Source organism: Janthinobacterium sp. LPB2021202312-11-4, from assembly GCF_037049705.1.
Lineage (GTDB): Bacteria > Pseudomonadota > Gammaproteobacteria > Pseudomonadales > Pseudomonadaceae > Aquipseudomonas.
Window position 1 is genome coordinate 1 of record NZ_JBAGKV010000025.1, and the last position, 22,905, is coordinate 22,905.

Here is a 22,905-nt window from a genome sequence, read left to right on the forward strand (position 1 = left end):
TTAGCCGCAATACATCAGAGAATTAACAAGAATATGGAATTGCCAATATCTGACTTGATCATAGTTTCAATATCCAAGCTCATTGATGATGCTCAAGTTGAATCAAGAGAACCAACCCACTATGACCTTGAAGTACAAATCGGCAAGGCTGGGCTAACATCGGCTGACCCGAAAGCCCAAGGCCAGACTGTAGGCAAAGCTAAAAGAATTCGTGCAGTGCTTAATTGGGCAATAGAAAATAATCCACAAGGTGGGAGTAAGCTAATTGCCTTAATTCTGTCGCAGGTCAAGGCTGTTGGTGGTTTTCGAGAAACATCCCCAAATTTTGTTGGCAAAGAGCAGATATTAAATGCAATAAGCGCCTTTGATTCTGAGAGTTACTCCTTATCTGAGCACGGTGATATTCGCCCAAAAATACTAGACAACCTTAATGGTCGCCACCTAACAGAAGCCCTTCAAACTTATGCTCAGAGAGCCAAGCGAGGCTCTGAAGATGCAGCCCTACTTTCTGGCACAGGCAAAGACCTACTTGAAGCGACAGCAAAGCATATAATTCATACAAAATTTGGATATCATCCAACAAATGCAAACTTTCCAGTGCTTATGGGGCAGGCATATGCAGCATTGCAAATGGCGACTCCTGAAACCCCTAGAGAGGCGAATGAGGCTGCCATAAAAGAATACGAGCGAGCAGCATTTAATATGGCCACCTCAATAAACAAAGTAAGAAACAAAGAAGGCACAGGGCACGGCAGATTATGTATCTCAGCATTGAGCCAAGAAGAATCTCACAGCATCATTGAATCCGTTGGTGTTATCGCTGAATTCCTCTTGAACCGCCTCAAGGTCAGCAGCTAACAAATTATTCAAGAGGCGACGCTGCACAGCGGCGCACCCTTAATTTCAACACTAGATTAAAAGAGGAGCGGAGCAGCATTGACCAGTTACTTGCCACAATGGATCACAGATTTAGCCTCAATTCTTACAATATTTGGCTTTATAATTACTTTACTTCTTCTTCAAGAGGCAAAGGAAATCCGTAAGTCTTTTATTAGAAAAGCAAGAATTCCTGAAATCGTTACCGACCTAGAAAGAATTTCTAAAGAGCTAATAAGGAACTTGCAAAGCAGCCAAGATGGCGTTAGGGCAGCTCATGAAAATATTCATAGAGCTATTGGATTACTTGAAAGCATAGAATCTAAGCTATCCGAAACTGACAAAATAAAAATTAAGACTTTTATCACAAATACAAGACAGGCAATTAGCGAAAGCATTGATGAAGATGGTTATTGGGATATATATTCAATATCTTAGCGCAATAACTACTTACCTACAGCAATTAGCCAAAGATGTGCGGTGGAACTAACATGAATATTACAAATGAAAAAGAGCAGCTGATCACCCAACTTATACGAGAAACTTTAGCAAGGTCTGTTACCTGGAGCGCTCAGCAGCCTCCATACTCGCTAAGAACGGCAACTGAAAACTTCATACCCCTTTATCTTCAATGCCAATATAAAAATCGCACTATCGGCATCTATGAACTTAGGCAAAAGTATTTTACCGATGAAGAATCATATTTTTGGACAGACTCATTAGGTATTTGTATTGTTCAAGATGATAATTATGTTATCTGGCAAATAGAAGAATATTCACCTTCACTAAAAGAATTATTCCAACTAGCAAGGCATCAAGCTGCTGGAATACGTGACCTTCTTGGTCTGTAATCTAACGAGGTATTGCAATTCGCGCCTGTTGCGCTGGACAGCTGGTAAGTCGTGAATTTACGGACTGCTTTTGCACAGCAAAATCTCCAAGGTGCGAATTACATACTATCGTCAAGCTTAGCGTTAAATTCTTCAAGGAATGTCGATGAACACACATGAAATTGTAGACATCCAATCTCTACTTGATCTTATAAATGAAATTAAAACACATGCACAGGACAAGGAGTTATTCTTTAGAGGCCAACAAAAACATTTTGAAAAAATTACACCGTCTATTGATCGCGACAATTACATCCAAAACGAAGACACACTTTTTAGAGAATACATAACAAAAAATCCAAATGAATTTAGCTCTGAAAAGTCAACCTTTGACAAACTAGTAAAGATGCAACACTACAACTTACCAACTAGATTGCTAGACATAACATCCAACCCACTCATAGCTTTATTTTTTGCAACTGAAGAGAATGCCGAATATGAAGGCGATGACGGCGAACTTATTATTTTCGAAATCCCCAATAGCAAAATAAAGCATTATGACTCTGACACCGTTAGTGTAATTTCAAATATAGCAAAACGACCATGTAACGGACTGGATTTATCTAAACTTGATTATGATGCAGAGATAGCGAGCGGCATTAAACAGTTTAACAACGAAACAGACATAAAATATCTGCTTCATGAAATAAAGCATGAAAAACCCCATTTCCAAAATTTAATAAAGAGGAAGCACTTAGAGTCTATCATCTGCGTCAGGCCACTACTAAATAACAGGAGACTAATAAATCAAGATGGTGCCTTTTTACTTTTTGGAATTTGCAAATCCAAGGAGACCCTTGCAACTTACGACGATACAGGATTCAAACCAATTCGTATCAAAGTAAAAAATAAACCATCCATCCGCGAATCATTAACGTTGCTTGGCATAACTTACGACAAGGTTTATCCAGAGCTTGATACGACAGCCAAATATCTAAAATTTAAATATAAAAACAAACCGCAAATATCCACCAAGCCCGAGATCAACAAGGTCAGCACTCCGCCTGATGTTGATGTACGATTTGCATTCTAACGGCGGCTAAAGTCGTTCGCTGCGCTCACTCGACCGACCACGGCTTAACTACACTTCGCCGCCTCTAACGCATAGCGCTAGTCAGCACGCACCGCATGGAACGCATCAGCATCTTCCCACTCTGCCCTGTCGACCCTAATGCAGCTCGGAGCATCAACAGCTAAGCGCACCTGCCCATGCTCAATCTCAGCCAAGGTTACGGTGATACCTTTAGTGAGAGCAGCAACAAGCGCGTCAACATCAACGGTATTTGGATTAATGGATATTTTGAGGCTTTCGTCAGGACGACGTGAAAGAACTAATTTGCCCATGTTCGACTACTCCCTGTCTTGGTTGAGAGCTTGAGTGTAGACGCCAACGCGCGATCACCAATCGAACTCAACATGAGAGCAAAAGAGTTTTCAAACATGCCATATAGGGCTCTAAAAGCGCGCTGTAGAGCTTTTATTCAAAAAGCCTTGCTGGTGGCGACGAGTGGTTGAAAAGCAGCACGCGGCGCATCTACGGGGCTTAGCGGGAGTTACCCACGATTAACCCACAGCTTTATCCACAGGCAGCCACAAACCGTTGCCTTGCAATCAGCAAAACCACGCCTTATCTTGTGTGCACAGATTGCAAACACTACTAGATGTAGTGGTGTAGCAGAAGGGATGTTCTACGGATCATGACGCTCAGTCGCCAAACGTAACGCCATGACCCGCACTATTCCGAAGCACGCATTCTGATACGCATGAATCTGGAGAAGGCATGCATTTAGCCTAAGTTGTGACGGTCACGTCAACGACTTGCTGCTGAGTGGTGTCGCTTCCTGACGATTGCACCACTTGCAACACGTATAGGAATTTCACCATGCAGCGTCGTAATAATCGCCGTTCACCAGCACCCCGCACCAAGAGCGTTTATGTCCATCGTTACAGCCGTTTCAGGTTCGGACACTGGGAAAACGTGTGCCAGCACTATCGCAGCCTCCCACGACAACTGCTTTTAGACTTCTGATTCATCGCTGACAGAGCGGCCAGCCCTCAATAGCTGGCCGCTCCAGATGAACGACACCCCGACTCCACCCCAACTCTATGCACCGGCAGCCCCTCAAAGAGATTGCTAGTGTCACGCATAGAGCCTCACAGACCGCATGGACAAACAGCCACGCACAGCCTAGCTCGCATCTTGGACAGGAATTATCGGGCACGATGATGTACGCTCACGAATGGAACACATAGGTGTTCTACACAGGTGTCACACATTGAGTTTTTTGGTGAAGAAAAGTCTTTTAGAACAAAGACTTAGGAGATGGAGGCAACCCCACCAGCCACACCCCGGCACACAATGTTCCCGCTGTGGCTGCTGCCTTCCGGCTCTGACCAGGTTCACGGGTAATCGTTGCGGGGGGACCGATGGAGTCACCATAACGACATTCACCTGACGGCGAACGGCGCCATTGTACCTATCTGAGACGAAGTTACAACCGTTCGCGCGGATTAAAAAATATGAGCGGCGTCAAGGACATGCGGCGACCCAAAAAGATCGCAGCCTTCGGCAGCTCCTACGTGAATAGGCGTACACCTGTAGGAGCTGCCGAAGGCTGCGATCTTTTGACCCTATTGCGCCAACACCTCATCCGCCCTGCCGCCCTCCTGCTGGATCACCAGATGGATAAAGTGCAGCTTGGCAATCACCGCCGACGGCAGCACGAACGGATAGAAATCCGGCTGCCCCATGCTCCGCGACAACTCATTGAGCATGCCCGCCAGCTCGATCCACGCATTGACGAACGACAGGAACGCCGCGCCGCCAGGATGCTGGGGGTCGTAGAGCGTGCTGAGCGGGAATGGCTGGTAATCGAAGTCCATTTCCCGGGCGCTCATGCCAAAGCCCAGGGCGGTGTCCACGGCGTCCATCATGTGCAGGTAGTGAGCCCAGGTTTCGGCCCAGTCTTCCCACGGATGCATCGTCGCGTAGGCACTGACGAACTGTTGTTGCCAGTCCAGCGGCGCACCGTCCTGGTAGTGCCGCTCCAGGGACTCGGCATAGCTCGCACGCTCGTCGCCGAACAGGCCACGAACCGGCTCAAGCCACTGACTGTTGGCGATCAGTCGATCCCAGTAGTAGTGGCCAACTTCGTGACGAAAGTGCCCGAGCAATGTGCGATAAGGCTCGTGCATCTGCACCCGGACCTGTTCGCGATGGGCGTCGTCCGCTTCCTTGATATCGAGGGTAATCAGACCGTTGGCGTGACCGGTGGTGGGCGGCTTGCCTTCGAGGTCGACACCGACAAAATCGAAAGCCAGGCCGGTTTCTTCGTCCACTGTCTTAGGGATGACCTGCAAACCGAGGCTGACCAGTTGCGCGATCAGACGCCGCTTGGCCGTCTCGACCTTGCGCCAGCGCTCAGGGTTTTCCGGTATCGATAGATCCGGGATGGTGTGATTCAGGCTGCAGGCGATGCACAGCGCATCGTGGTCGTTGGCGGGAAGCAGCCAGTTGCACGCGGCCGGGGAATCGAGATTGGCACAACGGCGGAACACACCAGCCTCGGGATCGGCGTCGAGCAGCCAGGTGTCCGCTTGCGCGCCGGGTTGCAGCGAAGACAAACGGCTCTGTTCCGGCTGATAGCCCAACGCCGCCGAGCAGGCCAGGCACTGGCTGTTGCGAAAGAACAACGATTGCCCGCAGCGACACTGCCAGACCTTGCTGTTGCGCGAGCTCTCGCCGATGAAAGGCGCGGCGATGCGGGAACTGAGCTGTTCGAAGAAGCGGTACATGGCGGACTCTCCCTGAGGGGTGCCAAGACTAGATCATTTGCGCCTCAGGATCGTTCCCGCATTTTTATAAAATCAAAAGATCGCAGCCTCGTTTCACTCGGCAGCTCCTACGGGGTTGTACGGCTGCCGAAGGCTGCGATCTTGGCGATCTTAAACGTCGATGCCGTACTTCTTCAGGAACACCACAAACGCCTCTTCATCCAGCACCTTCAAACCCAGCTCGCTGGCCTTGGCCAGTTTCGAGCCTGCCCCCGGCCCCGCGACCACGCAATGGGTCTTGGCCGACACCGAACCCGCCACCTTGGCGCCAAGGCTCTCAAGTTTATCCTTGGCCACATCGCGGCTCATCAGCTCCAGCGAACCGGTCAGCACCCAGGTCTGCCCGGCCAGCGGCAAGCCTTCGACGACTTTCTTCTCGCTCTGCCAGTGCATGCCGAAATCACGCAACTGCTTTTCCGCCGCTTCAGCAATCCGGCGATTTTCTTCGACGGCGAAAAACTCGCGAACCGAATTCGCCTGCTTCTCCGGCAATGCCTGACGCATGTCCAGCCAGTCGGCGTCGAACACGCCTTGCAGCGAGCCGAACTTGTCCGCGAGTTTCTGCGCCCCGCCCGGCCCTACCGACGGGATGTGCAACTTGTCGAGGAAGCCGCCGAGGGTGGTGCTGGCGGAAAACTCCGCGCCCAATTCGCCCTGATCCTGGATCTGTAAACCGTGCTTGAGCAACTGGGCAATCACTTGCTGGCTGTGCCCATCGCCAAAGAAGCTGTGGATCTCGTAAGCCACTTCCAGGCCGACATCCGGCAAGTACGTCAACACTTGCGGCAGCGCCTGCTGAACCCGCTCCAGCGAACCCAGGGAGCGCGCCAGCACCTTGGCCGTCTCTTCGCCGACGTCGGGAATCCCGAGGGCGTAGATAAAGCGAGCCAGGCTCGGTTTTTTGCTGTCGTCGATGGCGCTGAGCAGTTTTTTGCTCGACAGCTCGGCAAAACCTTCCAGGTCGACAATGTCTTCGAACTTCAGGGCGTAGAGATCGGCCGGCGAACTCACCAAGCCTTCATCCACCAATTGCTCGACGCTCTTGTCGCCCAGGCCTTCGATGTCCATGGCGCGGCGGGAGACGAAGTGAATGATCGCCTGCTTCAACTGCGCGCCACAGGCCAGGCGACCGACGCAGCGATACACCGCGCCCTCGCTGACGGTCTCGCGACCTTTGCTGCGCTTGACCAGTTGCGTGCGCTCCACGTGGGAACCGCACACCGGGCACTGCTCGGGAATCTGCACCGGCCGCGCATTTTCCGGACGACGCTCAAGGACCACTTGCACCACTTGCGGGATCACATCACCGGCGCGGCGAATGATCACCGTGTCGCCAATCATCAAGCCCAGGCGCGCGACTTCATCCATGTTGTGCAACGTGGCGTTGGCCACGGTCACGCCGGCCACCTTGACCGGCTTCAAGCGCGCCACCGGCGTCACCGCGCCGGTGCGGCCGACCTGGAACTCCACGTCGAGCAACTCGGTGAGTTCTTCCATCGCCGGGAATTTATGGGCAATCGCCCAACGCGGTTCACGGGCGCGAAAACCCAGTTCACGCTGCGAGGCAATGCTATTGACCTTGAACACCACACCGTCGATTTCATAGGCCAGCGCGTTGCGGCGCTCGCCGATGTCGCGGTAGTAATCCAGGCATTCATCGATGCCGTGAGCCAGTTTCAATTCATGACTGATCGGCATGCCCCAGGCCTGCAACTGCTTGAGATTGCCGATGTGCGTGTCGGCGATGTCCGCCGAAATCTGGCCGATGCCGTAGCAGCAGAATTCCAGTGGGCGGTTGGCGGTGATCTTCGAATCCAGTTGGCGCAAGCTGCCGGCCGCCGCGTTACGCGGGTTGGCGAAGGTCTTGCCGCCGACTTCCAGTTGCGTGGCGTTGAGCCGCTCGAAACCGGCCTTGGACATAAACACTTCGCCGCGTACTTCCAGGGTCGCCGGCCAGCCAGTGCCGTGCAGCTTGAGCGGGATGTTGCGCACGGTGCGCACGTTGACGCTGATGTCTTCGCCGGTGGTGCCATCGCCGCGCGTGGCGCCGCGCACCAGCACGCCGTCCTGATACAACAGGCTGACCGCCAGGCCATCGAGTTTCGGTTCACAGCTGTATTCCACCGCCGCGCCGCCACCGAACAGATCACCGGCCGGCAAGTCGAGGCCTTCGGTCACCCGGCGATCGAACTCACGCATGTCGGTTTCTTCGAAGGCGTTGCCGAGGCTGAGCATCGGCACTTCGTGACGCACTTGGGTGAACGCCGACAGCGCCGCACTGCCGACACGCTGGGTCGGCGAGTCGCTGGTGATCAGTTCGGGATTGGCGGCTTCGAGAGCCTTGAGCTCGTGGAACAACCGATCGTATTCGGCGTCAGGAATACTCGGCTCATCCATCACGTGATAGCGATAGTTGTGCTGATCCAGCTCAGCGCGCAGCTCTAGAATGCGGGTTTTGGCGGCGGTCATGGGTGTTCTCTCATAAAGCAAAAGAGCAGCCGAGGCTGCTCAATCTCATCAAGATCAAGAGATCGCAGCCTCGTTTCACTCGACAGCTCCTACCGTCATTCGTGATGCCTGTAGGAGCTGTCGAGTGAAACGAGGCTGCGATCTTTTGACTTTAGCGTTTCTGGGTCAAGGCGCGACGCTCAAACTCAACGATGCGCTGACGGTAGTGCTCAATCGTCTGGGCGGTCAGCACGCTGCGCTGGTCGTCTTTCAGTTCGCCATTCAGTTCTTGAGACAGCTTGCGTGCCGCAGCCACCATCACATCGAAGGCTTGCTTTGGATGACGCGGACCTGGCAGGCCGAGGAAGAAGCTCACCGCCGGGGTGCTGAAGTGGTCGATATCGTCCAGATCAAAGATGCCCGGCTTGACCGCATTGGCCATGGAGAACAGCACTTCACCGTTACCCGCCATGCTTTCGTGACGGTGGAAAATATCCATTTCGCCAAAACGCAGACCGCTTTCCAGGATGTTTTGCAACAGCGCCGGGCCCTTGAAGCCGGCAGCGTCGCGGCAGATCACACTGATCACCAGCACTTCTTCGGCTTGCGGCTGCTCTTTGTCGCTGACCGCAGGCGAGGCCTTGGTGTCATCCGGGAAATCGTCGTCACGGCTACTGAAGCTCGGGCCGCCGTCCAGGTCCAGGCTGAGGTTCATGTCGCCCTGGGATGGCTCGCCATGGCTACGCTTGCCGCGTTTGGAACCCGACTCACGGGGCTCCCGGGCCGGCATGCTCACCGACGGCAGATCGTGCTCGTCCAGTTGCGGCTCTTTATGGGTATCCAGCACCCGTGGCGGGCCCAACAGCTCGGCGCTGGTGTCCTCGTCCGGCAGGTTGGACAAACTTCGATCAAGACGGAATTTCAGTTTTCCCTTGCCGCCGCGCATGCGGCGCCAGCCATCGAAAAGAATACCGGCAATGACAATAATGCCGATGACGATCAGCCACTCGCGCAGACCGATTTCCATGTAATCCCGTGCCTCTATAAAAAATGCTGAAAAATAAGGGGTTTACAACGTGCAAACCGCTTTAAAACGTGGCGCCAACTCTATGTTCTGACAGGCGTTTTGCCCACGTATACGAAAAATTGACATTAAACTAGCACGACCAAAGGTAACTTTACACCGTCTGTCACAATGGCTTGAGCGAATATGTCGATTGGCCAGCAAGTAAAGGCAAAGTAAATAAGCCTACAACACTCAAATACTTACCCTACAAACGCCGATTCAGGCCTCCACCATCGCCATCGCCTCCTCGACATCCACGGCCACCAAGCGTGAGCAACCCGGTTCGTGCATCGTCACCCCCATCAGTTGATCGGCCATTTCCATGGCGATCTTGTTGTGGGTGATGTAGATGAACTGCACCGTCTGCGACATCTCTTTAACCAATCGTGCGTAGCGTCCAACGTTAGCGTCATCCAGTGGCGCGTCAACTTCATCGAGCATGCAGAACGGCGCCGGGTTCAACTTGAAGATGGCAAATACCAGGGCCAATGCGGTCAGGGCTTTTTCGCCACCGGAGAGCAAATGGATGGTGCTGTTCTTCTTCCCTGGCGGCTGCGCCATGATCGTTACCCCTGTATCGAGTAGATCTTCGCCCGTCAGTTCCAAATACGCGCGCCCGCCACCGAAAACTTTTGGGAAAAGTGCCTGAATACCGGCATTGATCTGATCAAAGGTATCTTTGAAGCGGTTTCTTGTTTCTTTGTCGATCTTGCGAATCACGTTTTCCAGGGTATCCAGCGCTTCGACCAAATCGTCGTTCTGCGCATCCAGATAACGTTTACGCTCGGATTGTTGCGTGTATTCGTCGATGGCCGCCAAGTTGATCGCACCGAGCCGCGCAATACGCGCGGCAATGCGCTCAAGTTCTTCCTCGGCCTCTTTCTCGTTGGCCTCGGCCACCAGGGTTGCGATCACGCCGTGGAGGTCGTAGCCGTCTTCCAGCAACTGATCTTCGAGGGTCTTGCGGTGCACGGTCAGGGCTTGCCATTCCATGCGTTGATGTTCAAGTTGACCACGGATCAATTGCGATTGCTGCTCGGCCTGGTTGCGGCGCTTCTCGGCGTCACGCAGTTCGCGGTCGGCATCTTCCATGGCCATTTGCGCAGTCTTGAGTTCTTCGTCGACGGTCATGCGCTTGTCGAGCAACTCTTCGAGTTTGAGGCGCAGTTCTTCCAGCGGCGCCTCGCCCTCCTCCAGATTCAAACTCAACTGCTCGCGCTTTTCGGTCAGGCGCTCGGACTGCATTTCCAGCCGTTCCAGCGCCTGACGGGTCGAGTCGTGCTGCGCCTTGAGCGAACCCAGACGTACCGCCAGTTGATGCGCATGATCCTTATGCTGCCGCGCCTCCTGACGCACCCGATCGAGGCGTTCGCGCAAGCTGTCGCGCTGGGCCAGCAGCAACTCACGCTGCTCGGTGTCCAGCGCCATGGCGTCGAGGGCTTCCTGCAATTGCAGGCGCGCTTCGCCGATGTTTTCGTGTTCCAGTGCGCGCTGTTCGCCGAGCTCGATGAGTTCTTCGTCGAGACGGGTGCGACGCAACGTCAGTTGTTCAGCCTTGGCTTTCCCGGCCGACAACTGCGCTTTCAATTCGCCTTGCTGACGGGCTTCGTCCTGCAGTAAACGACGCAGATGTTCGCGACCGTTTTCCTGTTGACGCTGTTGCGCCCGGAGGGTTTGAAGCTGGGTTTCAAGGGTTTCGACCAACGCTTCGCGCTCTTCGCGCTCAAGGCCCAGTTGCTGGATTTCCTGGCCACGGGCGAGCACGCCGCTTTCCGCTTCACTGGCCCGGCGCACGCGCAAAAAGTGCCGACCCACCCAGTAACCGTCGCGGCTGATCAGGCTTTCACCGGCTGCCAATTGGCCGCGCGACGCCAACGCCTGCTCAAGACTCTCCACCGGTTTGACCTGGCCCAGCCACGGCGACAGATCGATCTGCGCCTCAACCTTGTCGAGCAAACTTCCCGCCACCCGCACGCCGTCGCTGGCCGGGCTGAGCAAGCGCAAATCGCCCTGGGTAAACCCGGCCAGATCGAAATCGCCGAAGTCATCCACCAGCACCGCTTGCAGGTCGGCGCCGAGCACGGTTTCCACCGCCAGCTCCCAACCGGCCTCAACCTTCAGGCCTTCGGCCAGGCGCGGACGCTGCGCGAGGTTTTGTTCACGCAACCATTCGGCGGTGCCGGTGCCCGGATCGAGCGCGGCTTGCTGCAAGGCTTCAAGGGAGGCGAGACGCCCGTTGAGGCGCTGCAAATCACCCTGGGCCTGTTGCTGCGCCGTCAGCGCGTGCTGCAATTCCTGACGCAATTGTTCAAGCTTTTCGACCTGAGCTTGTTCACTGGTCTGCAAATCCTCAAGCGTCGCTTCGGATTCAGCGAGCTGCTCGCTGAGGTCCATGATCGCCGCGTCTTCCGGGTCCGCCGAAAGCAACGCACGCTCTTCGCCCAAACGCTTTTGCCGATCAGCCAAGCGCTCCATGCTGGTTTCCAGCTGCTGGATTCGCGACTGCTGCACTTCCGATTGACGACGGGGCTCGGCGGCCGTGAGGTTGAAGGTGTCCCACTGCTCCTGCCAGCCGTGCATGGTGGTTTCGGATTCTTCCAGCGCGGCGGCGGCCTCTTCGGCGGCGGCGCTGGTGACTTCCTGTTCCGGGGTAAGCATGTCCAGCTCTTCGCCAAGGGTCAGCAGCAACGTGCGGTCATGGCCCAAATGCGATTCGGTTTCCAGACGCGCGCGTTCGGCTTCTTTCAGATCGTCCTGCAACTGACGCAAACGCTGCTGGCCGTGCTGGATGCTTTGCTCGACCCGGGCGATGTCGCCGCCGACCGAATAGAAGCGCCCCTGCACCAGATTGAAGCGCTCGGACAGGTCGTGATGACCGTCACGCAGGCGTTCGATGGCGGCATCGGCGTTGCGCTGCTCGGCGACCAGGGCTTCGAACGTGATTTCCTGGGTGCCGATGATTGCTTCACGCTGACCGACCTGCTCGTTCAACGCCTGCCAGCGCAGGGCCGACAATTGGGCCTTGAGCTGACGCTCCTCGCCCTTGTATTCCTGATACTTCTTGGCGGACTCGGCCTGGCGGTGCAAGCGCTCAAGTTGACGCTCCAGCTCTTCGCGCAAGTCGGTCAGGCGCGCCAGGTTTTCATGGGTGCGGCGGATGCGGTTTTCAGTCTCGCGGCGGCGTTCCTTGTACTTGGAGATGCCGGCCGCTTCTTCAATAAAGTTACGCAGGTCTTCAGGCTTGGACTCGATCAGCTTGGAGATCATCCCCTGCTCGATAATCGAGTAGCTGCGCGGGCCCAGGCCAGTGCCGAGGAAAATATCGGTAATGTCGCGACGACGGCATTTGGTGCCGTTGAGGTAGTAAGAAGTCTGGCTGTCGCGGGTCACTTTGCGGCGAATGGAGATTTCCGCATAGGCGGCGTACTCGCCCAGCAGGGTGCCGTCGGAATTGTCGAACACCAGTTCGATGCTCGCCTGGCTCACCGGTTTGCGACTGGTGGAGCCGTTGAAGATGACGTCGGTCATCGACTCGCCGCGCAGGTTCTTGGCCGAGCTCTCGCCCATCACCCAACGCACGGCGTCGATGATGTTCGACTTGCCGCAACCATTGGGCCCGACCACTGCCGCCATGTTACTGGGGAAGTTCACGGTGGTCGGGTCGACGAAGGATTTGAACCCCGCCAGCTTGATGCACTTGAGCCGCACGCTTAAGCGTCCGTCAGGGCGGAAACCACCAGATCGCAACTGCGCTGGGCGTACGCCGTCAGCACTTCGCGAATCTGCGGAAAGTCACGGGCGATCACTGCCGCGAGCAGGCGCTCGAACAGTTCCAGAAACTCGCTCATTTCGGCCTTGCGCTGTTCCAGGGCGAGGAAATACGCACGGCTCATGGCCGGCTGCAGATTCTCGACGGTTTCCTGCAAGTACGGGTTGTTGGCGAACGGGTACGCGGCGCGCATCACACTGAAACTGTCGTCGACGAACGTGCGGATGTCCTGGCGCTCGTAGCTGGCGGCCAGGCGCTGCTGGATCTGCACGAACGGCGCGAGGTCGGCCTGGACTTGCCAGCCAGTGGCCACGGCGTTGCCGAGCAAGATGTACAACTCGCTCATCAGCGTGCACAGGCTCTGGATCTTGTGCGCGGTGAGTTCGGTCACGTGGGCGCCACGTCGCGGCAGGATCGCGATCAGGTGGCGGCGCTCAAGAATCAGCAAAGCCTCACGGACCGAACCGCGACTGACATTGAGGGCCAGCGTGACCTTCTGTTCCTGGATGCGCTCTCCCGGCTTCATTTCGCCGCGAATGATACGTTCGGCGAGGTGGTGAGCAATTTGCTCGGCGAGGCTGTCCGGCGCCTTGAACGTCATGGTTGTCCTTCAAACTCTTCGATCTGCACAAGCGGCGCAGTGTAGCGCAATTGGTACGTCATGGCGGAGTGCCCACCCGGCGGTTTTTGGCACGAATTAAGCAAAAAGCAGACTATCTCGTCAGGGTTAATACTGATGGAACGCGCTGTTGATCGACAAAATGTGATTTCCTGACCTTTAAGTCAGAAAACCATTGACCGAAAAGTCAGACCTGATAAATTCGGTTGCAATCGGTTAACAACAATAATGAGTCTGCGAGGCCTTCCGTGATCCAGTTTTTACTTAACCAGGAACTCCGTAGCGAGCACGCCCTGGACCCGAACCTGACCGTGCTCAATTACTTGCGCGACCATGTGGGCAAACCCGGCACCAAAGAAGGCTGCGCCAGCGGTGACTGCGGCGCGTGCACCGTGGTGGTCGGCGAGTTGCAAACGGATGACGACGGCCGCGAACACATTCGCTATCGCAGCCTCAACTCGTGCCTGACGTTCGTGTCGTCGCTGCACGGCAAACAATTGATCAGCGTCGAAGACTTGAAGCACAAAGGCGAATTGCACAGCGTGCAAAAAGCCATGGTCGAGTGCCACGGTTCGCAGTGCGGCTTCTGTACGCCGGGCTTCGTGATGTCGCTGTTCGCGCTGCAAAAGAACAGCGACGCACCCGACTCCCATAAAGCCCACGAAGCCCTGGCCGGCAACCTCTGCCGTTGCACCGGCTATCGGCCGATCCTGCAAGCCGCCGAACAATCCTGCTGCGCCAAGCAACCGGACCAGTTCGACGCCCGCGAGGCCGACACCATCGCCCGCCTGAAAGCCATCGCCCCCACCGACATCGGCGAACTCAACAGTGGCGACAAACGCTGCCTGGTGCCGCTGACCGTCGCTGATCTGGCCGACCTCTACGACGCGTATCCACAGGCTCGCCTGCTGGCCGGCGGTACGGACCTGGCACTGGAAGTCACGCAATTCCACCGCACCCTGCCGGTGATGATCTACGTCGGCAACGTCGCCGAGATGAAGCGCATCGAAACCTTCGACGACCGCATCGAAATCGGCGCGGCCACCGCACTGTCCGATTGCTACGAAGCGCTGAACGCCGAGTACCCGGACTTCGGCGAACTGCTGCACCGTTTCGCGTCGCTGCAAATCCGCAACCAGGGCACCCTGGGCGGCAACATCGGCAACGCCTCGCCGATTGGTGATTCGCCACCGCTGCTGATCGCGCTCGGTGCACAGGTTGTGTTGTGCAAGGGTGAAACCCGACGCACCCTGAACCTGGACGATTACTTCATCGATTACAAAGTGACGGCGCGTCAGGAAAGCGAGTTCATCGAAAAGATCATCGTGCCCCGTGCCAGCGCCGAACAATTGTTCCGTGCGTACAAGGTTTCCAAGCGCCTGGACGACGACATCTCCGCCGTCTGCGCCGCGTTCAATCTGCGCGTGGAAAACGGTGTCATTACCGACGCCCGCATCGCGTTCGGCGGCATGGCTGCGATCCCGAAACGCGCCGCCCATTGCGAAACCGTGCTGATCGGCGCGCCGTTCAACAGCGCGTTGGTCGAACGCGCCTGCGCCGCCCTGGCCGAAGATTTCACGCCGCTCTCGGACTTCCGCGCCAGCAAGGAATATCGCCTGCTCAGCGCACAAAACCTGCTGCGCAAATACTTCATCGAACTGCAAACGCCGCACATCGAGACTCGGGTGACCGCTTATGTCTAATCATCACGCTGTAGAGAAGACCCAAGCCGAACTGGCTGAATTGTTCGCCAAGGACCTGACCACCGGTGTCGGCCGCAGCGTCAAGCACGACAGCGCCGCCAAGCACGTGTCCGGTGAAGCGCAGTACATCGACGATCGGCTGGAATTCCCCAATCAGTTGCACGTGTATGCACGGCTGTCGGACCGCGCCCACGCGAAGATCATCAGCATCGACACCCAGCCGTGCTACGCCTTCGAAGGCGTGCGCATCGCCATCACCCACGAAGACGTGCCGGGCCTGAAAGACATCGGCCCCCTGCTGCCGGGCGATCCGTTGTTGGCTATCGATGACGTGCAATTCGTCGGGCAGCCGGTGCTCGCCGTGGCGGCGAAAGATCTGGAAACCGCACGCAAGGCCGCGATGGCGGCGATCATCGAATACGAAGATCTGGAACCGGTTCTGGACGTCGTCGAGGCCTTAAGAAAGCGCCACTTCGTACTCGACAGCCACACTCACCAGCGCGGCGATTCGGCCGGGGCTCTGGCGACAGCCGAACATCGCATTCAAGGCACGCTGCACATCGGCGGCCAGGAACACTTCTACCTGGAAACCCAGATCTCTTCGGTGATGCCGACCGAAGACGGTGGGATGATCGTCTACTGCTCCACGCAGAACCCGACCGAAGTGCAGAAACTGGTGGCCGAAGTTCTCGATGTATCGATGAACAAAATCGTCGTCGACATGCGCCGCATGGGCGGTGGTTTCGGTGGCAAGGAAACCCAGGCCGCGAGCCCGGCGTGCCTGTGTGCCGTGATCGCGCACCTCACCGGCCAGCCGACCAAAATGCGCCTGCCACGGGTCGAAGACATGCTGATGACCGGCAAGCGTCACCCGTTCTACGTCGAGTACGACGTGGGCTTTGACAGCACCGGTCGCCTGCACGGCATCGCCCTGGAACTGGCCGGCAACTGCGGTTGCTCGCCGGACCTGTCGGCGTCGATTGTCGACCGCGCCATGTTCCACGCCGACAACTCGTACTACCTGGGCGACGCGACCATCAACGGTCACCGCTGCAAGACCAACACCGCGTCGAATACCGCTTACCGTGGCTTCGGCGGCCCCCAAGGCATGGTCGCCATCGAAGAAGTGATGGACGCCATCGCCCGGCATCTGGCCCTCGATCCGCTGGCAGTGCGTAAGGCCAACTACTACGGCAAGACCGAACGCAACGTCACCCATTACTACCAGACCGTCGAGCACAACATGCTCGAAGAGATGACCGCCGAACTGGAAGAAAGCAGCCAGTACTACGAGCGCCGCGAAGCGATCCGTCGCTACAACGCCAACAGCCCGATCCTGAAAAAAGGCCTGGCGCTGACCCCGGTGAAATTCGGCATTTCCTTCACCGCAAGTTTCCTCAACCAGGCCGGTGCGCTGGTGCACGTCTACACCGACGGCAGCATCCACCTGAACCACGGCGGCACCGAAATGGGCCAGGGCCTGAACACCAAAGTCGCGCAGGTCGTGGCCGAAGTGTTCCAGGTGGAAATGGACCGCGTGCAGATCACCGCGACCAACACCGACAAGGTGCCCAACACCTCGCCAACCGCCGCGTCCAGTGGCGCCGACCTCAACGGTAAAGCCGCGCAGAACGCCGCTGAAATCATCAAGCAACGCCTGGTGGAATTCGCCGCGAGGCACTACAAGGTCAGCGAAGAAGACGTGGAGTTCCACAATGGCCACGTGCGGGTTCGCGATCACATCCTGACCTTTGAAGCGCTGATCCAGCAGGCGTACTTCGCTCAGGTTTCGCTGTCGAGCACCGGGTTCTACAAGACCCCGAAAATCTTCTACGACCGCAGCCAGGCCCGGGGGCGTCCGTTCTACTACTACGCCTTTGGCGCGGCGTGCTGCGAGGTGATCGTCGACACCTTGACCGGCGAATACAAAATGCTCCGTACCGACATTCTTCACGACGTCGGCGCCTCGCTGAACCCGGCCATCGACATCGGTCAGGTCGAGGGCGGTTTCATCCAGGGCATGGGCTGGCTGACCATGGAAGAACTGGTGTGGAACAACAAAGGCAAACTGATGACCAACGGCCCGGCGAGCTACAAGATCCCGGCCGTGGCGGACATGCCGCTGGACCTGCGGGTGAAGCTGGTGGAAAACCGCAAGAACCCGGAAGACACGGTGTTCCATTCCAAGGCTGTGGGCGAGCCGCCGTTCATGCTCGGTATCGCCTCGTGGTGTGCGATCAAGGATGCGGTGGCGAGTCTGGGCGACTACAAGCATCAACCGAACATCGATGCGCCGGCGACCCCGGAGCGGGTGTTGTGGGGTTGCGAGCAGATGCGGCAGTTGAAGGTGGCGAAGGCTGTCGAGGCTGAGCCGGAGTTGGCTTCGCTTTAAGGACCGAGGCGTGGCCTTCGCGGGCAAGCCTCGCTCCTACGGGTTTACGGTGATCTTGCGAACGTCACCCTTCCCGTAGGAGCGAGGCTTGCCCGCGAAGAGGCCCGAACAGACAACACAGATGTCGAGGTGAAACATGTACAACTGGATCGACGCCCTCGCCGACCTGCAATCCCAGGGTGAACCCTGCGTGTTGGTGACCATCATCGAAGAGCTCGGCTCGACGCCGCGCAATGCCGGTTCGAAGATGGTCATCAGCGCCACCCAGACCTTCGACACCATCGGTGGCGGGCACCTGGAATACAAGGCCATGCAGATCGGCCGCGAGATGCTCGCGAGCGGCAAGCAGGACACCCACCTGGAGCGCTTCAGCCTCGGCGCCAGCCTGGGCCAATGCTGCGGCGGCGTGACCGTGTTGCTGTTCGAACCCATGGGCCAGGTCCAGGCGCAGATCGCCGTGTTCGGTGCCGGCCATGTCGGCCGGGCGCTGGTGCCGCTGCTCGCGAGCCTGCCCTGCCGGGTGCGCTGGATCGACTCGCGGGACGCGGAGTTCCCGGAACAGATTCCCCACGGCGTGCGTAAAATCGTCGCCGAAGAGCCTGTGGATGAAATCGATGACCTGCCCGTCGGCAGCTACTGCATCGTCATGACCCACAATCATCAGCTCGACCTCGAACTCACCGCCGCAATCCTCAAGCGCAACGACTTTACCTACTTCGGCCTGATCGGTTCGAAGACCAAACGGGTCAAATTCGAACATCGCCTGCGTGATCGTGGTTTCGACAACGCCGTGCTGCAACGTATGCGATGCCCGATGGGCCTTGGCGAAGTCAAAGGCAAATTGCCTGTGGAAATCGCCATCTCCATCGCCGGCGAAATCATCGCCACCTATAACGCGAATTTCGGCCAGCACACCGCCAGCGCCGAACCGATTGCCAAACTGCTGCCCGCGTCACGCCGCAGCCAAGCCAACAATTGAGAACCAACATGCCTTTGACTCGCAAAGCCTACCGCGCCGCCATCCTGCACAGCATCGCCGACCCCGCTGAAGTGGGGATCGAAGCCTCCTACGAGTATTTCGAGGACGGCTTGCTGGTGGTCGAAAACGGCAAGATCAGCGCCATCGGTCACGCCACCGAGCTACTGGCGACGCTGCCGGCAGACATTGAGATCACCCATTACCAGGATGCGCTGATCACTCCGGGCCTGATCGACACCCACATCCACCTGCCGCAAACCGGCATGGTCGGCGCGCATGGCGAGCAACTGCTGGACTGGCTCAACACCTACACCTTCCCGTGCGAAAGCCAGTTCGCCGACAAGGCTCACGCCGATGAAGTGGCGGATATTTTCATCAAGGAACTGCTGCGCAACGGCACCACCACCGCGCTGGTGTTCGGCAGCGTGCACCCGCAATCGGTGAACTCGTTCTTCGAAGCGGCGCAGCAACTGGATCTGCGGATGATCGCCGGCAAGGTGATGATGGACCGCAACGCGCCGGACTACCTGACCGACACCGCCGAATCCAGCTACGTCGAGAGCAAGGCACTGATCGAGCGCTGGCACGGCAAGGGTCGTTTGCACTACGCGGTCACCCCGCGCTTCGCCCCCACCAGCACCCCGGAACAATTGACCCTCGCCGGCCAGTTGCTCGGCGAATACCCAGACCTGTACATGCAGACCCACATCAGCGAAAACCTGAAGGAAGTCGAGTGGGTCAAGGAGCTGTTCCCTGAGCGCAAGGGCTACCTGGACGTTTACGATCACTATCAGTTGCTGGGCGAGCGCTCGGTGTTCGCCCACGGCGTACACCTGTGCGACGACGAGTGCGCGCGACTGGCGGAAACCGGCTCGGCGATTGCTTTCTGCCCGACCTCGAACTTCTTCCTTGGTAGCGGTTTGTTCAACCTGCCGATGGCCGAGAAGCACAAATTGAATGTCGGCCTCGGGACTGACGTGGGTGGCGGCACCAGTTTCTCGCTGCTGCAAACGTTGAACGAAGCGTACAAAGTGATGCAGTTGCAGGGTGCGCGGCTGAGCCCGTTCAAATCCCTGTACCTGGCGACCCTCGGCGGCGCACGGGCGCTGCGGCTGGAAGACAAGATCGGGACCTTGCATGCCGGCACTGACGCGGATTTCCTGGTGCTGGATTACAACGCCACTCCGTTGCTCGGCTATCGCTTGAAGCAGGCCAATAACATTGCCGAGACGTTGTTTGTGTTGATGACGCTAGGGGATGACCGGACGGTGTTGCAGACGTATGCGGCGGGGAATCTGGTGCATCAGCGTTAAGGTTTTCCGGGCATAAAAAAAAATCCCCCGCAATCGATGGTTGCGGGGGATTTTTTATTGCTTGTCGGTGAGATCAAAAGATCGCAGCCTCGTTTTACTCGACGGCTCCTACACCGCTCCCGCATGTAATTGCGGTGCACCTGTAGGAGCTGTCGAGTAAAACGAGGCTGCGATCTTTTCCCGACAACACTCAACAATCAAAGTTTGGCGGTCGAACGCCCCGGCTTCTTGGTCTGCAACAAATGCGAGAACACCGCATGCAAATCATCCGACGCGCTTTCTTCGTCGAGGTTGAGTTTGCTGTCGATGTGGTCCATGTGATGCATCATCAGGTCCACCGCCAACTCACCGTTGCGCGCTTCGATCGCGTCGATCAACTGGGTGTGTTCATCGTAGGAACAGTGCGAGCGGTTGCCGCTTTCGTACTGGGCGATGATCAACGACGTCTGCGACACCAGACTGCGCTGGAAGCTGATCAGCGGTGCGTTCTTCGCCGCCTCGGCCAGCTTCAGGTGGAATTCGCCCGACAACCGGATACCGGCGCCGCGATCGCCACGGGAGAAGCTGTCGCGTTCGTCGTTGACCATCTGGCGCAACTCGGCAATCTGTTCGGCAGTGGCGTGCTGCACCGCCAGCTCCGTGATCGCCCGCTCGACCAGACGACGGGCGAGGAATACCTGACGGGCCTCTTCGACGCTCGGGCTGGCGACGACCGCGCCACGGTTCGGCCGCAGCAACACCACGCCTTCATGGGCCAGGCGCGACAGCGCGCGGCGAATGATGGTGCGGCTGACCCCGAAAATTTCCCCCAGCGCTTCTTCGCTCAACTTGGTGCCGGGCGCCAGGCGCTGTTCGAGGATGGCCTCGAAGATATGCGCGTAGACAATATCGTCCTGGGTACCGCTGCGGCCGGCTTTGCCTGCTCGCGGTTGTTTCTTGAGGGGCTGCAACTGTTCGTTCATGGGCACTCGAGTCGGGAGAACTGCGGCGAATAGACCGTGACTGTAATACGGCACAGTGGGTCGCTGGCAAGTATCGCGTAAAAAACACCGCGATTGTACACAATGGATGGTGGCAACACGACTGTATGGCTGTTTGCGGCCTCGGCTGTATTGCAACGGTCCGTTACCTTTGAGTTTAGGCTTGAACCCGGAATCCGCCGCCCGCCCGCGATCCCCGTAGGAGCTGCCGAAGGCTGCGATCTTTTGACCTTGATTTTTTAAGATCAAAAGATCGCAGCCTTCGGCAGCTCCTACGGGGTTTAGCGGTGGTGCGGACATCTTCATACGTATAAGGAACACCGCTGTCATGAACGACGCCCTCCATACACCGCTGCGCCCCTTGGCCGACACATCGCCTTCGGCCATCGTCGCCGGGTTCATCGCCATGATGACCGGCTACACCAGTTCCCTGGTCCTGATGTTCCAGGCCGGGCAAGCGGCAGGCCTGACCAGCGGGCAGATTTCCTCGTGGATCTGGGCTATTTCGATTGGCATGGCGATCTGCTCCATCGGCCTGTCCCTGCGTTATCGCACGCCGATCACCATCGCCTGGTCGACCCCCGGCGCGGCGTTGCTGATCACCAGCCTCGGCGGTGTGACCTACGGCGAGGCCATCGGCGCCTACATTACCTGTGCGGTGCTGGTGACGATTTGCGGTTTGACCGGCAGCTTCGAACGGCTGGTGAAGAAGATTCCGGCCTCGTTGGCGGCGGCGTTGCTGGCGGGGATTCTGTTCAAGATCGGCAGCGAGATTTTCGTCGCCGCCCAACATCGCACAGCCCTCGTGCTGGCGATGTTCTTCACCTATCTGGTGGTCAAACGCCTGACGCCGCGTTATGCGGTGCTCGCGGCGCTGCTGGTCGGCACGGCGCTGTCGGGGTTGATGGGGTTGCTGGATTTCAGCGCATTCCACCTGGAAGTGGCGACGCCGGTCTGGACCACGCCGCACTTCTCACTCGCTGCGACTATCAGCATCGGCATTCCGTTGTTTGTGGTGGCGATGACTTCGCAGAACATGCCCGGCATCGCCGTACTGCGCGCCGACGGCTACAACGTCCCGGCCTCGCCACTGATCACCACCACCGGCATCGCCTCGTTGCTGCTGGCACCGTTCGGCTCCCACGGCATCAACCTGGCAGCCATCAGCGCGGCGATTTGCACCGGGCCCCATGCCCATGAAGATCACAACAAGCGCTACACCGCGGCGGTCTGGTGCGGGATTTTCTACGGGATTGCCGGGGTGTTCGGCGCAACGCTGGCGGCATTGTTTGCCGCGCTGCCGAAAGAGTTGGTGTTGTCGATTGCGGCGCTGGCGTTGTTCGGCTCGATCATCAATGGCTTGAGCATTGCCATGAGCGAAGTGAAGGAGCGGGAAGCGGCGTTGGTGACGTTTATGGTGACGGCGTCGGGGTTGACGCTGTTTTCCATCGGGTCGGCGTTTTGGGGGATTGTGGCGGGGGTTCTGACGTTGTTGATTTTGAGTTGGCGTAAGGCCTGAAAGATCGCAGCCTCGTTTTACTCGACAGCTCCTACACAGCTCCTGCATTGGACTGCGTTCTCCTGTAGGAGCTGTCGAGTGAAACGAGGCTGCGATCTCTTGATCTTCCGGGCATAAAAAAACGGCGACCCGTGGGTCGCCGTTTCTTTTATGACATCAAGCTACCGGATTGATCGGCTTTTCCGGGTACCAGACGTCGATCAGCGGGCTGACGGTTGCTTCGGTCAGTTCGCTGCGGCCTTTGAGCCAGGCTTCAACTGCTGCGCGCTGCTCTTCGGACACCGAGCCACGCTTCTGCAGGCAAACCAGACCGAAGTCGTCGCCGCCAACATAGCCCAGACCGTTAGCTTCCATGGCTTCTTTCAGGAACGCGTCGAGGAAAGCATCAATGGCTTCATCAGCCAAATCTTCTTTGAAATCCAGGTTCAGTTCGAAACCCAGCTCTTGAAATTCATCGACGCACAGTTTTTTGCGCAGACGCTGGGAACGGTTAGTCGCCATTGGAACAATCCTCATA

At 57.2% G+C, this 22,905-nt stretch carries 17 protein-coding genes and 1 other RNA gene; 9 read left to right on the plus strand and 9 right to left on the minus strand.

What is annotated here, in order from left to right; genetic code table 11:
- The 4 genes from V5E99_RS23120 to V5E99_RS23135 form a co-directional block, all read left to right on the plus strand.
- Positions 1 to 858: abortive infection family protein (locus V5E99_RS23120; protein WP_499804564.1), on the plus strand; the 858-nt coding region annotated here is incomplete at its 5' end.
- Positions 859 to 936: 78 nt separating this feature from the next.
- On the plus strand, positions 937 to 1,314 hold the full coding sequence (locus V5E99_RS23125) for a hypothetical protein (RefSeq protein WP_499804565.1): 378 nt from the start codon (positions 937 to 939) through the stop codon (positions 1,312 to 1,314).
- Positions 1,315 to 1,367: 53 nt separating this feature from the next.
- The gene (locus V5E99_RS23130) at positions 1,368 to 1,727 is read left to right on the plus strand and encodes a hypothetical protein (RefSeq protein ID WP_499804566.1); all 360 of its coding nucleotides are present in this window, start codon (positions 1,368 to 1,370) and stop codon (positions 1,725 to 1,727) included.
- A gap of 145 nt (positions 1,728 to 1,872) precedes the next feature.
- Positions 1,873 to 2,799 carry an FRG domain-containing protein gene (locus tag V5E99_RS23135; RefSeq protein WP_499804567.1) on the plus strand — a complete coding sequence of 309 codons (927 nt, stop codon included), beginning with the start codon at positions 1,873 to 1,875 and terminating at the stop codon, positions 2,797 to 2,799.
- 77 nt (positions 2,800 to 2,876) lie between these two features.
- Here V5E99_RS23135 and V5E99_RS23140 read toward each other — a convergent pair whose 3' ends face one another.
- The 7 genes from V5E99_RS23140 to V5E99_RS23170 form a co-directional block, all read right to left on the minus strand.
- On the minus strand, positions 2,877 to 3,110 hold the full coding sequence (locus tag V5E99_RS23140; protein ID WP_499804568.1) for a carbon storage regulator: 234 nt from the start codon (positions 3,108 to 3,110) through the stop codon (positions 2,877 to 2,879).
- A gap of 989 nt (positions 3,111 to 4,099) precedes the next feature.
- An RNA gene (gene ffs / locus V5E99_RS23145) (signal recognition particle sRNA small type) lies at positions 4,100 to 4,196 on the minus strand.
- 201 nt (positions 4,197 to 4,397) lie between these two features.
- Entirely contained in the window at positions 4,398 to 5,561 is a 1,164-nt protein-coding gene (locus V5E99_RS23150; RefSeq protein WP_499804569.1) for a zinc-binding metallopeptidase family protein, read from the minus strand.
- Positions 5,562 to 5,711: 150 nt separating this feature from the next.
- Positions 5,712 to 8,069 carry an NAD-dependent DNA ligase LigA gene (gene ligA, locus V5E99_RS23155; RefSeq protein ID WP_499804570.1) on the minus strand — a complete coding sequence of 786 codons (2,358 nt, stop codon included), beginning with the start codon at positions 8,067 to 8,069 and terminating at the stop codon, positions 5,712 to 5,714.
- Between the two features lie 151 nt (positions 8,070 to 8,220).
- A complete protein-coding gene (gene zipA / locus V5E99_RS23160) occupies positions 8,221 to 9,075 on the minus strand; it encodes a cell division protein ZipA (RefSeq protein WP_499804571.1) in 855 nt (284 codons plus the stop codon).
- Positions 9,076 to 9,333: 258 nt separating this feature from the next.
- Positions 9,334 to 12,822, minus strand: coding sequence for a chromosome segregation protein SMC (smc, locus tag V5E99_RS23165; RefSeq protein ID WP_499804572.1), 3,489 nt, complete (start codon positions 12,820 to 12,822; stop codon positions 9,334 to 9,336).
- A 2-nt stretch (positions 12,823 to 12,824) separates the two neighbouring features.
- Positions 12,825 to 13,484 carry a GntR family transcriptional regulator gene (locus V5E99_RS23170; protein ID WP_499804573.1) on the minus strand — a complete coding sequence of 220 codons (660 nt, stop codon included), beginning with the start codon at positions 13,482 to 13,484 and terminating at the stop codon, positions 12,825 to 12,827.
- Positions 13,485 to 13,750: 266 nt separating this feature from the next.
- On the opposite strand from V5E99_RS23170, the gene xdhA reads away from it, so the two are divergent.
- The 4 genes from xdhA (at position 13,751) to guaD (ending at position 19,889) form a co-directional block, all read left to right on the plus strand.
- On the plus strand, positions 13,751 to 15,205 hold the full coding sequence (xdhA, locus tag V5E99_RS23175) for a xanthine dehydrogenase small subunit (protein WP_499804574.1): 1,455 nt from the start codon (positions 13,751 to 13,753) through the stop codon (positions 15,203 to 15,205).
- On the plus strand, positions 15,198 to 17,597 hold the full coding sequence (gene xdhB / locus V5E99_RS23180; protein WP_499804575.1) for a xanthine dehydrogenase molybdopterin binding subunit: 2,400 nt from the start codon (positions 15,198 to 15,200) through the stop codon (positions 17,595 to 17,597). The genes xdhA and xdhB overlap by 8 nt, the downstream gene beginning before the upstream one ends.
- A 136-nt stretch (positions 17,598 to 17,733) precedes the next feature.
- Positions 17,734 to 18,576 carry a xanthine dehydrogenase accessory protein XdhC gene (gene xdhC, locus V5E99_RS23185; RefSeq protein WP_499804576.1) on the plus strand — a complete coding sequence of 281 codons (843 nt, stop codon included), beginning with the start codon at positions 17,734 to 17,736 and terminating at the stop codon, positions 18,574 to 18,576.
- Positions 18,577 to 18,584: 8 nt separating this feature from the next.
- Complete coding sequence (guaD, locus tag V5E99_RS23190) at positions 18,585 to 19,889, plus strand: guanine deaminase (RefSeq protein WP_499804577.1); 1,305 nt, start codon at positions 18,585 to 18,587, stop codon at positions 19,887 to 19,889.
- A gap of 197 nt (positions 19,890 to 20,086) precedes the next feature.
- On the opposite strand, the gene V5E99_RS23195 is transcribed toward guaD, so the two are convergent.
- The gene (locus V5E99_RS23195) at positions 20,087 to 20,851 is read right to left on the minus strand and encodes a GntR family transcriptional regulator (protein ID WP_054054029.1); all 765 of its coding nucleotides are present in this window, start codon (positions 20,849 to 20,851) and stop codon (positions 20,087 to 20,089) included.
- Between the two features lie 346 nt (positions 20,852 to 21,197).
- Here V5E99_RS23195 and V5E99_RS23200 point away from each other — a divergent pair, with 346 nt between their 5' ends.
- Entirely contained in the window at positions 21,198 to 22,388 is a 1,191-nt protein-coding gene (locus V5E99_RS23200) for a benzoate/H(+) symporter BenE family transporter (RefSeq protein ID WP_499804578.1), read from the plus strand.
- Between the two features lie 156 nt (positions 22,389 to 22,544).
- Here the strand turns inward: V5E99_RS23200 and V5E99_RS23205 are convergent, their stop codons facing one another.
- A complete protein-coding gene (locus tag V5E99_RS23205) occupies positions 22,545 to 22,889 on the minus strand; it encodes a YggL family protein (RefSeq protein ID WP_007896965.1) in 345 nt (114 codons plus the stop codon).
- Positions 22,890 to 22,905 lie beyond the last annotated feature (16 nt).